The following is a 13,798-nucleotide window of genomic DNA, read 5'->3' on the forward strand; positions in this document are numbered from 1 at the left end:
TGTAAAATGCCGGGCTTTATCGGGTGGCTGCCCGGCGCCCGCGATCCCTCCTTATTGTTCGAGGACCTGAAATGACCCGTATCGGAACCCCCCTGTCGCCCACCGCGACCCGCGTCTTGCTGTGTGGCTCTGGCGAGTTGGGCAAGGAAGTGGTGATCGAACTGCAACGCCTGGGCGTCGAGGTGATTGCCGTCGATCGCTATGCCGATGCGCCGGCCATGCAGGTCGCGCACCGCAGCCATGTCATCAATATGCTCGATGGCGACGCCCTGCGTGCGGTGATCGAGGCTGAGAAGCCCCACTACATCGTTCCGGAAATCGAAGCCATCGCCACCGCCACCCTGGTGGAGCTGGAGGCTGAAGGCTACACGGTGATTCCGACCGCGCGGGCTACGCAGTTGACCATGAACCGTGAAGGCATCCGTCGCCTGGCCGCCGAAGAGCTGGACCTGCCGACCTCGCCGTATCACTTCGCCGATACCTTCGAAGACTACCGTGCCGCGGTGCTCGACCTGGGTTTTCCGTGCGTGGTCAAACCGGTCATGAGCTCCTCGGGCAAAGGCCAGAGCCTGCTCAAGGGTGAAGACGATATTCAAAAGGCATGGGACTACGCCCAGGAAGGCGGTCGCGCCGGCAAGGGCCGGGTGATCATCGAGGGTTTCATCGATTTCGATTACGAGATCACCTTGCTGACCGTTCGCCACATCGGTGGCACCACCTTCTGCGCGCCGGTCGGCCATCGGCAGGAGAAGGGCGATTATCAGGAATCCTGGCAGCCTCAGGCCATGAGCCCGGTGGCGCTGGCTGAATCCGAGCGCGTTGCACGGGCGGTGACAGAGGCCTTGGGCGGTCGCGGGCTGTTCGGTGTCGAGCTGTTCATCAAGGGCGATCAAGTGTGGTTCAGCGAAGTCTCGCCGCGCCCGCACGATACCGGCCTGGTCACCCTGATTTCTCAGGACCTGCCGCAGTTCGCGCTGCACGCCCGGGCCATTCTCGGCTTGCCGATCCCGGTGATCCGTCAGTTCGGGCCGTCGGCTTCGGCGGTGATTCTGGTGGAAGGGCAGTCGACACAGACGGCCTTTGCCAACCTGGGGCAGGCGTTGAGCGAGCCGGATACGATGTTGCGTCTGTTCGGCAAGCCCGAAGTGAACGGCCAACGCCGCATGGGCGTGGCGCTGGCGCGTGACGAGTCGATCGAAGCGGCACGTGCCAAGGCGACTCGCGCGGCTCAGGCGGTCAAGGTCGAGCTGTAAGCCGTGCAATCGGCACCCTGATGCGGCGCTGAATGTGCGTCGCGTCACCTGGCGCTTTCACGGGCAAAGCCTGGCTCCCACAGTGTATGACTCAACACCGGTCGATTCTGTAGGAGTCAAGCTTGCTGGCGAAGAGGCCGGTGTGGCTGGCCTAGATCTGGCTCAAATCCTCATCCCGCGTCTCTTTCAGGCACAGCACCGCCAGCACGCTGAGCACGGCTGCCGCCGACACGTACCCGCCGACATAACTCAAGCCGCCGATCGCCACCAGCTTCTGCGCGAAGAAGGGTGCGGCCGACGCCCCGACGATCCCGCCGATGTTGTACGCCGCCGACGCGCCGGTGTAGCGCACATGCGTGGGAAACAGCTCAGGCAGCAGGGCGCCCATGGGGGCAAAGGTCGCCCCCATCAGGAACAGCGATACACACAGAAACACCAGCACGCCCGCCGTCGAGCCTTGGGTCAGCAGGGGTTCCATGCTGAAACCGCTCGCCACCGCCAGCAGACCGCTGACGATCAGCACCGGTTTACGCCCGTAACGGTCGCTGAGCCAGGCCGACAGCGGCGTCGCGGCCGCCATGAACAGCACGGCGAAGCACAGCATGGCTAGGAAGCCTTCACGGCTATAACCCAGAGTCGAGACCCCGTAACTGAGCGAGAACACCGTCGAGATATAGAACAGCGCGTAGCACACCACCATGGAGGCTGCACCCAGCACCATCGGCTGCCAATGCTGGCTGAACAACTCGACCACCGGCATCTTGACCCGCTCGTGCCGGGCAACGGCCTTGGCAAAAATCGGTGTTTCTTCGAGTTTCAGGCGCACATACAGGCCCAGCATCACCAAGACCGCACTGAGCAGAAACGGCAGCCGCCAGCCCCAGCTGCGGAATTGTTCATCGCTCAGGCAGACCGCCAGTGTCAGAAACAACCCGTTGGCCAACAGAAAACCGATCGACGGCCCCAGTTGCGGGAACATGCCGAACCAGGCGCGTTTGCCCTTGGGGGCGTTTTCGGTGGCCAGCAGCGCCGCGCCGCCCCATTCGCCGCCCAACCCCAGGCCTTGGCCGAAGCGCAGCACGCACAGCAGGATGGGCGCCCAGGCGCCAATGACATCGTAGCCGGGCAGGGCGCCGATCAGCGTGGTGCACACGCCCATCAGCAGCAAGGACGCCACCAATGTCGACTTGCGGCCGATGCGGTCGCCAAAGTGGCCGAACAGCGCCGAGCCCAAGGGTCTGGCCAGGAAGGCGATACCAAAGGTCAAAAAGGCCGAGAGCATCTGCGCGGTGCCGGAGGTCTGCGGGAAGAACACCGGACCGATCACCAGGGCGGCGGCCGTGGCGTATACATAAAAGTCATAGAACTCGATGGCCGTACCGATGAAGCTGGCAGTGGCGACGCGCGCGGCAGAGTTGGCCGGTGGCGCCGCGCTGGCCTCGTTATAGAGGGTCTGGCTGATCATGCGGATAATCCCTGGCAGTCGTGCTGCGGCAAAGACGCCTGGGCGCAAGGCCGGGCTTCGCAGCAGCAAATTGTTATGGTTTTGGTGCGGGACAGGCGCCCCAGGGATGGGGGCGGGCGCAGGCCAGGCTCAGGGTGAGAGCGGCTGGCGGCAGACATGCGCACGAACTGTCAGGCGGGCTGACTGGCCGGATCACCTCAAGTGCGGGTGGGCACAGGTGTCGGCGGGCTGGGTAAGCGGCTCGATTATAGGAAGGCCGCCGCTCTGGATCAACGCTTTGTGTCTGGCGAGGCCTGTAGCGAGGGGGCTTGCAGGCGGTTTTCGCCGTCGAACAGGCCCCCGCTACAGCGCCGGCGGCAGGCTGCTGGTGTGCCAGACCAGTACGCGGGACACGCGGTTATCCTCGGTTTCGAGGATTTCGAGGCGATAGCGTCCCAGCTTCAGGCACACGCTGCTCTCCGGAATGTTTTCCAGCGCTTCGGTGATCAGGCCGTTGAGGGTCTTGGGGCCGTCGCTGGGCAAGTGCCAGCCCAGGCTGCGGTTGAGGTCGCGCAACGAGGCCGCGCCATCGATGACGAAGCGTCCGTCGGCCTGCGGGTGAATGTGGGGGTTGTCCTCCGCGTGCTCGTCTTCGAATTCGCCGACGATTTCTTCGAGGATGTCTTCCAGTGTCACCAGGCCCAGCACTTCGCCGTACTCGTCCACCACCACGCCGAGGCGCCGCTGTTGCTTGTGGAAATTGAGCAGCTGCATCTGCAAGGGCGTGCTTTCCGGCACGAAATAAGCCTCATAGCAGGCGCCCAGCAGCGCCTCCATGGTCAGTTCGCGGCGCGGCAGCAAATGGCTGATCTGGCGGGTGTTGAGCACGCGTTCGACCAGATTGATGTCGCTGTGGAAGACCGGCAAGCGGGTATGGCGGCTGGCGATCAATTGGTCGGTGATTTCTTCGAGGGAGTCATCGAGGTTGATGCCGTCGACATCGTTGCGTGGCACCAGAATGTCGTTGACGGTGATCTTGTCCAGCGCATGCAGGGTATTGAGCAGGTGCGGTTTGTTGGCCCGCGCCTCGCTGGACAGCTCGTCCAGCACCGCGCGCGGTGATGGCGTGTCCTGGTCTAGGCCGCCGGTCCGCCTCTTGACCTTGAACGGTTTGGCCAACAGTCGCGCGAAGCCCGCCAGCAGCCAGGCGATTGGGTACAGCACCTTGAGCGGCAGGCGCAGCAAGGTGTTGCCCAGAATGATGAACGCCTCGGGATTGCGCCGGGCCAGCTGGCGCGGCAAGAACTCGGCGACGATCAGCAGCACGGCGGCAATGATCACTGCCGCCAGCCAGGCACCGCGATCGCCCCACAGGTACATGCCCAGCGTGGTGGCGAGGGTGATGGTGGCGATCTTGCTGACCGTGACGCACAGCACCAGGCTGTCGAGCGGCGCGTGCAAGGTCGGTGCGTCCGGGGCCTTGCGTTTGCCCTTGGCGCGTTGATTGAGCTGGTGCTGGGAGGCTTCCACCGCAGTGAACAGCGCCGCCCAGAGCAAGGTCAGCACCAGCAGGCAGAAGAGGGGTGCCAGAGGCAAAGTGTCCATGATCCGCCGTCAGATGTGCAGGATGTATTCGCGTACCAGCTTGCTGCCGAAGTACGCCAACATCAAAAGGCAGAAGCCCGAGAGAGTCCAGCGAATAGCCTTGTGGCCGCGCCAGCCAAGACGGTTGCGTCCCCACAGCAGCACGCTGAAGACGATCCAGGCGAGACAGGCGAGCAGGGTCTTGTGTACCAGGTGCTGAGCGAACAGGTTCTCGACGAACAGCCAGCCGGACACCAGCGACATCGACAGCAGCACCCAACCAGCCCACAGGAAGCCGAACAACAGGCTTTCCATGGTTTGCAGGGGTGGGAAGTTCTTGATCAGGCCTTTGGGGTGCTTGTGCTTGAGCTGATGGTTTTGCAGCAGCAGCAGCAAGGCTTGTACCACGGCGATGGTGAACATGCCGTAGGCCAGCAGCGACAACAGGATGTGCGCGAGGATGCCGGGCTCTTCATCGATGAACGGTACGGTACCCTTGGGCACGAATTGCGTCAGCAGCACCGTGATGATCCCGAGCGGGAACAGCAGAATGAGCAGGTTGTGTACCGGCAGGCTGAAGCACGCGACCAGCGTCAGGGCAATGACCGCTGCGGCGATCAGGCTGGCCGAATTGAGGAAGTCGAGGCTCAGCCCATGTGCCGTCCAGAGCTGAGGGAACAGCGCCGTACCGTGAGCGAGCACCGCCAGTGCGCCGAGCACGAACAGCAGTCGCCTGCTGGCCTTTTCGCCCTGACCGAGGCGCAATGCTTGATAGACGGTCGCAGCGGCGTATAAAAGGGCGGCGGCGAGGCTGGGTAACAGGCTGGGTGACAAGGGGGGCATAAGTCCTGACGAGCGGGCTCTAAAGGCGCGAGTTTGGCATAGAAAGCGCGCCGGACGAAAGACTGCGCTCACCGGCAGTGTCGGCCGGCCTCACTCTTGGTTATAATCGCCGCCCTGCCCTTGGAGCGGGCCCCTCGAGTGCGCTCGAGCCACCCGCTACCAAAACCTCGGTTCAACCGAACCTGTATAGGATCGCGCATGTTTGAAAATCTAACCGACCGGCTCTCACAGACGCTTCGCCATGTCACCGGCAAGGCCAAGCTGAATGAGGACAACATCAAGGACACGCTGCGTGAAGTGCGCATGGCGCTGCTCGAGGCCGACGTCGCCTTGCCGGTGGTCAAGGACTTCGTCAACGCCGTCAAGGAGCGTGCCGTCGGCACCGAGGTGTCGCGCAGCCTGACCCCAGGGCAGGCGTTCGTGAAGATCGTCCAGGCCGAGCTCGAAAGCCTGATGGGCGCCGCCAACGAAGACCTGGTGCTGAACGTCACGCCACCGGCGGTCATTCTTATGGCTGGTCTGCAGGGTGCGGGTAAAACCACCACCGCCGGCAAGCTGGCGCGCTTCCTCAAGGAGCGCAAGAAAAAGACCGTGATGCTGGTATCGGCCGACATCTACCGTCCGGCGGCCATCAAGCAGCTCGAAACCCTGGCCGGCGAAGTCGGTGTGACCTTCTTTCCGTCCGACCTGAGCCAGAAGCCCGTCGACATCGCCAACGCGGCGATTCGTGAAGCCAAGCTCAAGTTCATCGACGTGGTCATCCTCGACACCGCCGGTCGCCTGCACATCGACGCCGAGATGATGGCCGAGATCCAGGCCCTGCACGCCGCGGTCAAGCCGGCCGAGACGCTGTTCGTGGTCGACGCCATGACCGGCCAGGACGCCGCCAATACCGCCAAGGCCTTTGGTGATGCCCTGCCGCTGACCGGCGTGGTGCTGACCAAGGTCGACGGTGACGCGCGTGGTGGTGCCGCGCTGTCGGTGCGAGCCATCACTGGCAAGCCGATCAAGTTCATCGGTATGGGCGAGAAGAGCGAAGCGCTCGAGCCGTTCCACCCTGATCGTATCGCCTCGCGCATCCTGGGTATGGGGGACGTGCTCAGCCTGATCGAACAGGCCGAGCAGAATCTCGACAAGGACAAGGCCGACAAGCTCGCCAAGAAACTCAAGAAGGGCAAGGGCTTCGACCTCGAAGACTTCCGCGATCAGCTCGTGCAGATGAAGGGCATGGGCGGCCTCGGTGGCCTGATGGACAAGCTGCCGAACATGGGTGGCGTCAACCTGGCGCAGATGGGCAACGCCCAGAGCGCTGCGGAAAAACAGTTCAAGCAGATGGAAGCCATCATCAACTCCATGACCCCGGCCGAGCGCCGCGACCCTGATCTGATCAGCGGTTCGCGCAAGCGTCGGATCGCCATGGGCTCCGGCACTCAGGTGCAGGACATCGGTCGCTTGATCAAGCAGCACAAGCAGATGCAGAAGATGATGAAGAAGTTTTCCACCAAAGGCGGCATGGCCAAGATGATGCGCGGTATGGGCAGCATGATGCCTGGCGGCGGCGGTGGCATGCCGAGGATGTAACAGAATTCGGTTCGATGGCGGCCTGTTGCCGCCGTCGAGCGATAGGCCCGCGATGCCGCGGGCTGCCTGGCCAAACGGCCGAAATCCGTTGTTCACAACGGTTTATGAGCAAATTTGCATTGCAAGCCTGAACCCCGGAATACCTTCCGGAAAAAGGCATTTGCAAATGTCCGTGTATTCCTTGAGAATATGCGGCCTTTCGGGCACCCGTGTGCCCGCTGTGCATTATGATTTGCAGCACCGACTACAGGAACGATGTTCAATGCTAACCATTCGTCTGGCTCGTGGCGGCTCCAAAAAGCGCCCATTCTACCAACTGACCGTAACCGACTCGCGTAACCCACGTGACGGTTCGCACAAAGAACAGGTTGGTTTCTTCAACCCTGTTGCTCGTGGTCAGGAAATCCGTCTGTCCGTGAACCAAGAGCGCGTCAACCACTGGTTGAGCGTTGGTGCACAACCTTCTGAGCGCGTTGCTCAGTTGTTGAAGGAAGCTGCCAAGGCTGCGGCCTGAGCAATATGAACGCGACGCCAGATTCCGCTGATGACTTGATCGTTGTCGGCAAGATTTTCTCGGTTCACGGCGTTCGCGGCGAGGTGAAGGTCTTTTCCTTTACCGATCCGATAGAAAACCTGCTCGATTACAAGACCTGGACGCTCAAGCGTGACGGCGTTGTGGTCAAACAGGTAGAGCTGGTCAGCGGCCGTTCCACTCAAAAGGATCTGGTTGCCAAGCTCAAAGGCCTCGACGATCGTGACGAAGCACGCCTTCTGTCCGGTTACGAGATTTGCATCTCGCGGAGCCTTTTGCCCGACCTGACCGAAGACGAGTACTACTGGTACCAGCTTCAAGGTCTGAAAGTCATCGATTTGCAGGAGCAACTGCTCGGCACCATCGATCACCTGTTGGAGACCGGCGCTAACGATGTAATGGTGGTGAAGCCCTGCGCGGGCAGCCTGGATGATCGTGAACGCCTGTTGCCCTATACGGCGCAATGCGTGTTGAAGGTCGATCTGGCCGCTGGCGAGATGAGGGTTGATTGGGATGCGGACTTCTAAGCGATGGCCAGCCTTCGCGTAGAAGTGATCACCTTGTTCCCCGAGATGTTCTCGGCCATCAGTGAATACGGCATTACCAGCCGCGCGGTAAAGCAGGGGTTGATGCAATTGACCTGCTGGAATCCGCGGGACTACACCACGGATCGCCACCATACGGTGGATGACCGGCCCTTTGGGGGCGGCCCCGGGATGGTAATGAAGATCAAGCCTCTGGAAGACGCTCTGGCCCAGGCCAAAAGCGCAGCAGGGGAAGCGGCGAAGGTGATCTACCTGTCGCCACAAGGCCGGCCGTTGTCACAAGGCGCGGTGCAGGAACTGGCGACATCGGAGTCATTGATTCTGATCGCCGGGCGGTATGAAGGCGTTGACGAGCGGTTCATTCAAGCTCATGTCGACGAAGAGTGGTCGATTGGAGATTACGTGCTGTCTGGCGGCGAGCTGCCAGCCATGGTCTTGATCGATGCGGTTACACGACTGCTGCCCGGAGCTTTGGGGCATGCGGACTCGGCGCAGGAAGATTCCTTCACCGATGGTCTGCTGGATTGCCCGCACTACACCCGACCGGAGGTGTATGCGGATCAGCGTGTTCCCGACGTATTGCTAAGTGGCAATCACGCACATATCCGGCGCTGGCGTTTGCAGCAGTCCCTTGGGCGGACCTACGAACGACGTGCCGATCTTCTGGAAAGACGCTCGCTTTCTGGAGAAGAGAACAAGCTGCTCACGGAATACCTTCGTGAGCGGGACGATAGTTAACGTATCGATGGTAAATCGAGAGATTTTCCTTAGGAGCACAGCATGACCAACAAAATCATCCTTGCACTCGAAGCAGAGCAGATGACCAAAGAGATCCCTACCTTTGCCCCAGGCGACACTGTTGTCGTCCAGGTGAAAGTGAAGGAAGGCGATCGTGCACGTCTGCAGGCGTTCGAAGGCGTTGTTATCGCCAAGCGGAACCGCGGCGTGAACAGTGCTTTCACCGTACGTAAAATCTCCAACGGTGTTGGCGTAGAGCGTACTTTCCAGACCTACAGCCCGCAAATCGACAGCCTGGCCGTGAAACGTCGTGGTGACGTGCGTAAAGCCAAGCTGTACTACCTGCGTGACCTGTCTGGTAAAGCCGCACGTATCAAGGAAAAACTGTCCTGAGTGCAGTTTTGATCTGATAAAAAAAGCAGCCTTCGGGCTGCTTTTTTGTTGCCTGCGATTTATCGGCAAGGGGCGGGTAGAATGCGTGCAAACCAGTCTTCGAGTTTTTTATGCCCGCCATCGACCACCCGCTGATCGACCAGTACCTGGATGCCTTGTGGCTGGAAAAGGGGCTGTCCGACAACAGTCGCGAGGCCTATCGCAGCGACCTCGCGCTGTTCAATGGCTGGTTGCAGGAGCGTGGCGTCGAGTTGGGCAGCGCCGGACGCGAGATGATCCTCGATCACCTGGCCTGGCGTGTCGAGCAGGCTTACAAGCCGCGATCGACCGCGCGGTTTCTGTCCGGCGCGCGGGGTTTCTATCGCTACTTGCTGCGCGAGCGGCTCATTGGCGTCGATCCGACCTTGCAGGTGGACATGCCGCAACTGGGCAAGCCCTTGCCCAAGTCTCTCTCCGAGGCCGATGTCGAAGCCTTGCTGCAGGCTCCGGACTTGAGCGAGGCAATCGGTGAGCGCGACCGGGCCATGCTCGAAGTGCTGTATGCCTGCGGCCTGCGGGTCACCGAGTTGATCAGTTTGACGCTGGATCAGGTCAACCTGCGCCAAGGTGTGCTGCGAGTGGTCGGCAAGGGCAACAAGGAGCGGCTGGTGCCCATGGGCGAAGAGGCTGTCGTCTGGGTCGAGCGGTACCTGCGCGGTGCCCGGGACCAGTTGCTGAACGGTCGGCCGAGTGACGTGATGTTCCCCAGTCAGCGCGGCGAGCAGATGACCCGGCAAACGTTCTGGCACCGCATCAAGCATCAGGCGCGGGTGGCCGGGATCTCCAAGTCGCTGTCGCCGCACACCTTGCGCCACGCCTTCGCGACCCATTTGCTCAACCATGGCGCCGACCTGCGCGTGGTGCAGATGCTGCTGGGGCACAGCGACCTGTCGACTACTCAGATCTACACCCATGTGGCCCGCGCACGCCTGCAGGAACTGCACGCGGTGCACCATCCTCGGGGGTGAAGGGGCATTGTGAAAAACATCGAGTTACGGCCTGCCTGTTCGGCCCGGCGTAGCGAATGTGATAGGCTTGGCGGGTCAACAAAGCCGGACCTCGAACGTCGCTCCAGGCGCGTCGCCATCGTCTCCGACTGTCCATACGTCGCCCCAGGAGTTCTCATGCGCGTAACCCATATTGTCGCTGCTGCTGCGCTTGCGCTGTTCAGCGTCGCGGCCTCGGCGGATACCCCCGAACAGGCCATTCGCAATACCTTGCAAACCCTCAAGCTGGATGTGCCAGTCGAAAGCGTGGCGGCCAGCCCGCTCAACGGCCTCTACGAGGTCAAGCTCAAAGGTGGCCGCGTACTGTACGCCAGCCCCGATGGCCAGTTCGTTATGCAGGGCTATCTTTATCAGCTCAAGGACGGCCAGCCGGTCAACCTGACCGAAAAGACCGAACGTGAAGCGATCGCCAAGACCATCAACGCCATTCCTCAGGCCGAAACCGTCGTGTTTCCGGCCGTCGGCGAGACCAAGTCGCACATCACCGTGTTCACCGACACCACCTGCCCGTATTGCCAGAAGCTCCACGCCGAAGTGCCTGAGCTGAACAAGATGGGCGTTGAAGTGCGCTATGTCGCGTTCCCGCGCCAGGGCCTCGATTCGCCAGGCGATCAGCAGTTGCAAGCGGTGTGGTGCTCCAAGGACCGCAAAGGCTCGCTTGAAAAACTCATGTCCAACAAGGATGTCGAGGCACCCAAGTGCGCCAACCCGGTCAGCAAGCAATTCGCCCTGGGCCAGTCGATCGGCGTCAATGGCACGCCTGCCATTGTTCTGGCTGACGGCCAAGTGATACCGGGCTACCAGCCAGCGGCTCAAGTGGCCAAGCTGGCTCTGGCTGGCGAATAATCACGCCAGGCAACAAAACATCAGGTCGCAACCCGTTTGCGACCGTATTTCACGGCCGACTCAGTGTCGGCCGTTTCATGGGGAGTTCAGAGTGAAACCGGTCAAAGTAGGCATCTGTGGGTTAGGTACCGTCGGTGGCGGCACCTTCAATGTGCTTCAACGTAACGCCGAGGAGATCGCCCGCCGTGCCGGGCGTGGTATCGAAGTGGCACAAATTGCCATGCGTTCGCCCAACCCGAATTGCCAGATTACCGGAACCCCCATTACCAACGATGTCTTCGCGGTCGCCAGCAACCCCGAGATCGACATCGTCATCGAATTGATCGGCGGCTACACCGTTGCCCGCGAACTGGTGCTCAAGGCCATCGACAACGGCAAGCACGTGGTCACCGCCAACAAGGCGCTGATCGCCGTGCACGGCAACGAGATCTTCGCCAAAGCCCGCGAGAAGGGCGTTATCGTCGCCTTCGAAGCAGCGGTTGCCGGTGGCATCCCGGTGATCAAGGCGATCCGTGAAGGGCTGTCCGCCAACCGCATCAACTGGGTCGCCGGGATCATCAACGGCACCGGCAACTTCATCCTCACCGAAATGCGCGAGAAGGGCCGCACCTTCCCGGACGTGCTGGCTGAAGCCCAGGCGCTGGGTTATGCCGAAGCCGATCCGACCTTCGACGTCGAAGGTATCGATGCCGCGCACAAGCTGACCATCCTGGCATCCATCGCCTTTGGTATCCCGCTGCAATTCGACAAGGCCTACACCGAAGGCATCACCCAGCTGACCACCGCTGACGTCAACTATGCCGAGGCGCTGGGCTATCGCATCAAGCACCTGGGCGTGGCCCGCAGCACCGCCAATGGCATCGAGCTGCGCGTGCACCCGACGCTGATTCCGGCCGATCGCCTGATCGCCAACGTCAATGGTGTGATGAACGCGGTCATGGTCAACGGGGACGCCGCCGGCTCGACGCTGTTCTACGGCGCTGGCGCCGGCATGGAGCCCACCGCTTCGTCAGTGATCGCGGACCTGGTCGACGTGGTTCGCGCCATGACCAGCGATCCCGAGAACCGCGTGCCGCACCTGGCCTTCCAGCCTGACTCGCTGTCGGCCCACCCGATCCTGCCGATCGAAGCCTGCGAGAGCGCCTACTACCTGCGCATCCAGGCCAAGGATCACCCGGGCGTATTGGCTCAGGTGGCCAGCATTCTCTCGGAGCGTGGCATCAATATCGAGTCGATCATGCAGAAGGAAGTCGAGGAGCAAGACGGTCTGGTGCCGATGATCCTGCTGACCCACCGCGTGGTCGAGCAACACATGAACGACGCCATTACCGCGCTCGAAGCCCTGCAGGATGTAATCGGCAGTGTGGTGCGCATCCGCGTCGAACAACTGAATTGACAACAGCCTGCAAGCGACAAGCCGCAAGCTGCAAGATCAACGCCACGGCGCGCTGATTTGCAGCTTGAAGCTTGCAGCTTGAAGCTCAAACCAAAGGTTTGCTCTTATGCGTTATATCAGTACGCGCGGCAAGGCGCCGGCGCTCAATTTCGAAGACGTGCTGCTGGCTGGCCTGGCCACCGATGGCGGCCTCTATGTGCCGGAAAACCTGCCGCGCTTTACCCAGGAAGAAATTGCCTCCTGGGCCGGCCTGCCTTACCACGAGCTGGCGTTCCGGGTAATGCGCCCGTTCGTTGCTGGCAGCATTCCCGACGCCGATTTCAAGAGAATTCTCGAAGAGACCTACGCCGGCTTCAGCCATGCAGCGGTGGCGCCTCTGCGCCAGCTCAACGCCAACGAGTGGGTGCTGGAACTGTTCCATGGCCCGACCCTGGCCTTCAAGGACTTCGCCTTGCAGCTGCTCGGTCGCCTGCTCGACTACACCCTCGCCAAACGCGGCGAGCGGGTGGTCATCATCGGTGCCACCAGCGGTGATACTGGTTCGGCTGCTATTGAAGGCTGCAAGCACTGCGAAAACGTCGATATTTTCATCCTGCATCCGCACCAGCGGGTTTCGGAAGTGCAGCGTCGGCAAATGACCACGCTGTTCGGCGACAACGTCCACAACATCGCCATTGAAGGCAACTTCGACGACTGCCAGGAAATGGTCAAGGCCAGCTTCGCCGACCAGAGCTTCCTCAAGGGCACGCGTCTGGTCGCGGTCAACTCGATCAACTGGGCGCGGATCATGGCCCAGATCGTCTACTACTTCCACGCCGCTCTGCAATTGGGCGGCCCCGCGCGCTCTGTGGCGTTCTCGGTGCCGACCGGCAACTTCGGCGATATCTTCGCCGGTTACCTGGCGCGCAACATGGGCCTGCCGATCAGCCAACTGATCGTCGCGACCAACCGCAACGATATCCTGCACCGCTTCATGAGCGGCAATGGCTACGCCAAGGAAACCCTGCACGCCACGCTGTCGCCATCGATGGACATCATGGTGTCGTCAAACTTCGAGCGCCTGCTGTTCGACATGCACGGTCGTAATGGCGCCGCCATCGCGCAGTTGATGGACAGCTTCAAGCAGGATGGCCAGTTCAGTGTCGAACAGGACCGCTGGACCGAAACCCGCAAGCTGTTCGATTCCCTGGCGGTCGACGACGAGCAGACCTGCGAGACCATCGCCGATGTCTTCGCTCAAACGGGCGAAGTGCTCGATCCCCATACCGCTATCGGTGTGCGGGCCGCGCGCGAATGTCGTCGCAGCCTCGATACGCCGATGGTGGTGCTGGGTACGGCGCATCCGGTCAAGTTCCCTGACGCGGTACTCAAGGCGGGTGTTGGCAAGGCGCTGGAGTTGCCTGCCCACCTGGTCGATCTGTTCGAGCGTGAAGAAAAGTGCACGGTGTTGGCTAACGAGCTCAAGGCCGTCCAGAACTTTGTGGCGCAGCATGGCAATCGTGGCAAGCCGCTGTAACTGAAGCGTTCTGCAACACTTGAAGCCCGTCGATCGACGGGCTTTTTTTCTCTTCCGTGTCAAACTTGGTGCTTATTCGCT

General features: G+C 61.4%; 13 protein-coding genes. 10 read left to right on the plus strand and 3 right to left on the minus strand.

Annotation, left to right across the window (positions count from 1 at the left end):
* The first annotated feature begins 71 nt into the window (after window positions 1–71).
* Window positions 72–1,253 carry a formate-dependent phosphoribosylglycinamide formyltransferase gene (gene purT / locus REH34_RS20975; protein WP_226503181.1) on the plus strand — a complete coding sequence of 394 codons (1,182 nt, stop codon included), beginning with the start codon at window positions 72–74 and terminating at the stop codon, window positions 1,251–1,253.
* Window positions 1,254–1,404: 151 nt separating this feature from the next.
* Here purT and REH34_RS20980 read toward each other — a convergent pair whose 3' ends face one another.
* The 3 genes from REH34_RS20980 to REH34_RS20990 all read right to left on the minus strand — a co-directional run bounded on the left by REH34_RS20980 (window position 1,405) and on the right by REH34_RS20990 (window position 5,124).
* Window positions 1,405–2,718, minus strand: a complete 1,314-nt coding sequence (locus tag REH34_RS20980; RefSeq protein ID WP_311969053.1) for an MFS transporter — start codon at window positions 2,716–2,718, stop codon at window positions 1,405–1,407.
* 342 nt (window positions 2,719–3,060) lie between these two features.
* Entirely contained in the window at window positions 3,061–4,302 is a 1,242-nt protein-coding gene (locus tag REH34_RS20985) for a transporter associated domain-containing protein (RefSeq protein ID WP_311969054.1), read from the minus strand.
* Window positions 4,303–4,311: 9 nt separating this feature from the next.
* Complete coding sequence (locus REH34_RS20990) at window positions 4,312–5,124, minus strand: inner membrane protein YpjD (RefSeq protein ID WP_226503184.1); 813 nt, start codon at window positions 5,122–5,124, stop codon at window positions 4,312–4,314.
* A 198-nt stretch (window positions 5,125–5,322) separates the two neighbouring features.
* Here REH34_RS20990 and ffh point away from each other — a divergent pair, with 198 nt between their 5' ends.
* The 9 genes from ffh to thrC all read left to right on the plus strand — a co-directional run bounded on the left by ffh (window position 5,323) and on the right by thrC (window position 13,717).
* Complete coding sequence (gene ffh, locus REH34_RS20995; protein WP_226503185.1) at window positions 5,323–6,705, plus strand: signal recognition particle protein; 1,383 nt, start codon at window positions 5,323–5,325, stop codon at window positions 6,703–6,705.
* 262 nt (window positions 6,706–6,967) lie between these two features.
* Window positions 6,968–7,219, plus strand: coding sequence for a 30S ribosomal protein S16 (gene rpsP / locus REH34_RS21000; RefSeq protein WP_226503186.1), 252 nt, complete (start codon window positions 6,968–6,970; stop codon window positions 7,217–7,219).
* Between the two features lie 5 nt (window positions 7,220–7,224).
* Entirely contained in the window at window positions 7,225–7,764 is a 540-nt protein-coding gene (gene rimM, locus REH34_RS21005; protein ID WP_226503187.1) for a ribosome maturation factor RimM, read from the plus strand.
* Window positions 7,765–7,767: 3 nt separating this feature from the next.
* A complete protein-coding gene (trmD, locus tag REH34_RS21010; protein ID WP_311969055.1) occupies window positions 7,768–8,520 on the plus strand; it encodes a tRNA (guanosine(37)-N1)-methyltransferase TrmD in 753 nt (250 codons plus the stop codon).
* A 42-nt stretch (window positions 8,521–8,562) separates the two neighbouring features.
* Window positions 8,563–8,913 (plus strand): 50S ribosomal protein L19, encoded by a 351-nt coding sequence (gene rplS / locus REH34_RS21015; protein ID WP_027902605.1) that lies wholly within the window; start codon window positions 8,563–8,565, stop codon window positions 8,911–8,913.
* Between the two features lie 110 nt (window positions 8,914–9,023).
* Window positions 9,024–9,920 (plus strand): site-specific tyrosine recombinase XerD, encoded by an 897-nt coding sequence (xerD, locus tag REH34_RS21020; RefSeq protein ID WP_226503189.1) that lies wholly within the window; start codon window positions 9,024–9,026, stop codon window positions 9,918–9,920.
* Between the two features lie 156 nt (window positions 9,921–10,076).
* Window positions 10,077–10,805 carry a thioredoxin fold domain-containing protein gene (locus tag REH34_RS21025; RefSeq protein WP_226503190.1) on the plus strand — a complete coding sequence of 243 codons (729 nt, stop codon included), beginning with the start codon at window positions 10,077–10,079 and terminating at the stop codon, window positions 10,803–10,805.
* A 91-nt stretch (window positions 10,806–10,896) separates the two neighbouring features.
* The gene (locus REH34_RS21030) at window positions 10,897–12,201 is read left to right on the plus strand and encodes a homoserine dehydrogenase (RefSeq protein ID WP_226503191.1); all 1,305 of its coding nucleotides are present in this window, start codon (window positions 10,897–10,899) and stop codon (window positions 12,199–12,201) included.
* A 106-nt stretch (window positions 12,202–12,307) separates the two neighbouring features.
* Complete coding sequence (gene thrC, locus REH34_RS21035; RefSeq protein WP_226503192.1) at window positions 12,308–13,717, plus strand: threonine synthase; 1,410 nt, start codon at window positions 12,308–12,310, stop codon at window positions 13,715–13,717.
* Window positions 13,718–13,798 lie beyond the last annotated feature (81 nt).

It is taken from the genome of Pseudomonas baltica (assembly GCF_031880315.1).
GTDB lineage: Bacteria > Pseudomonadota > Gammaproteobacteria > Pseudomonadales > Pseudomonadaceae > Aquipseudomonas.

Coding starts and splice junctions, on each gene's coding strand:
- rimM (WP_226503187.1), top strand. CDS start 7,225: ATGAACGCGACGCCAGATTCCGCTGATGACTTGATCGTTGTCGGCAAG.
- REH34_RS20980 (WP_311969053.1), bottom strand. CDS start 2,718: ATGATCAGCCAGACCCTCTATAACGAGGCCAGCGCGGCGCCACCGGCC.
- ffh (WP_226503185.1), top strand. CDS start 5,323: ATGTTTGAAAATCTAACCGACCGGCTCTCACAGACGCTTCGCCATGTC.
- REH34_RS20985 (WP_311969054.1), bottom strand. CDS start 4,302: ATGGACACTTTGCCTCTGGCACCCCTCTTCTGCCTGCTGGTGCTGACC.
- rpsP (WP_226503186.1), top strand. CDS start 6,968: ATGCTAACCATTCGTCTGGCTCGTGGCGGCTCCAAAAAGCGCCCATTC.
- purT (WP_226503181.1), top strand. CDS start 72: ATGACCCGTATCGGAACCCCCCTGTCGCCCACCGCGACCCGCGTCTTG.
- rplS (WP_027902605.1), top strand. CDS start 8,563: ATGACCAACAAAATCATCCTTGCACTCGAAGCAGAGCAGATGACCAAA.
- REH34_RS21025 (WP_226503190.1), top strand. CDS start 10,077: ATGCGCGTAACCCATATTGTCGCTGCTGCTGCGCTTGCGCTGTTCAGC.
- thrC (WP_226503192.1), top strand. CDS start 12,308: ATGCGTTATATCAGTACGCGCGGCAAGGCGCCGGCGCTCAATTTCGAA.
- xerD (WP_226503189.1), top strand. CDS start 9,024: ATGCCCGCCATCGACCACCCGCTGATCGACCAGTACCTGGATGCCTTG.
- trmD (WP_311969055.1), top strand. CDS start 7,768: ATGGCCAGCCTTCGCGTAGAAGTGATCACCTTGTTCCCCGAGATGTTC.
- REH34_RS20990 (WP_226503184.1), bottom strand. CDS start 5,124: ATGCCCCCCTTGTCACCCAGCCTGTTACCCAGCCTCGCCGCCGCCCTT.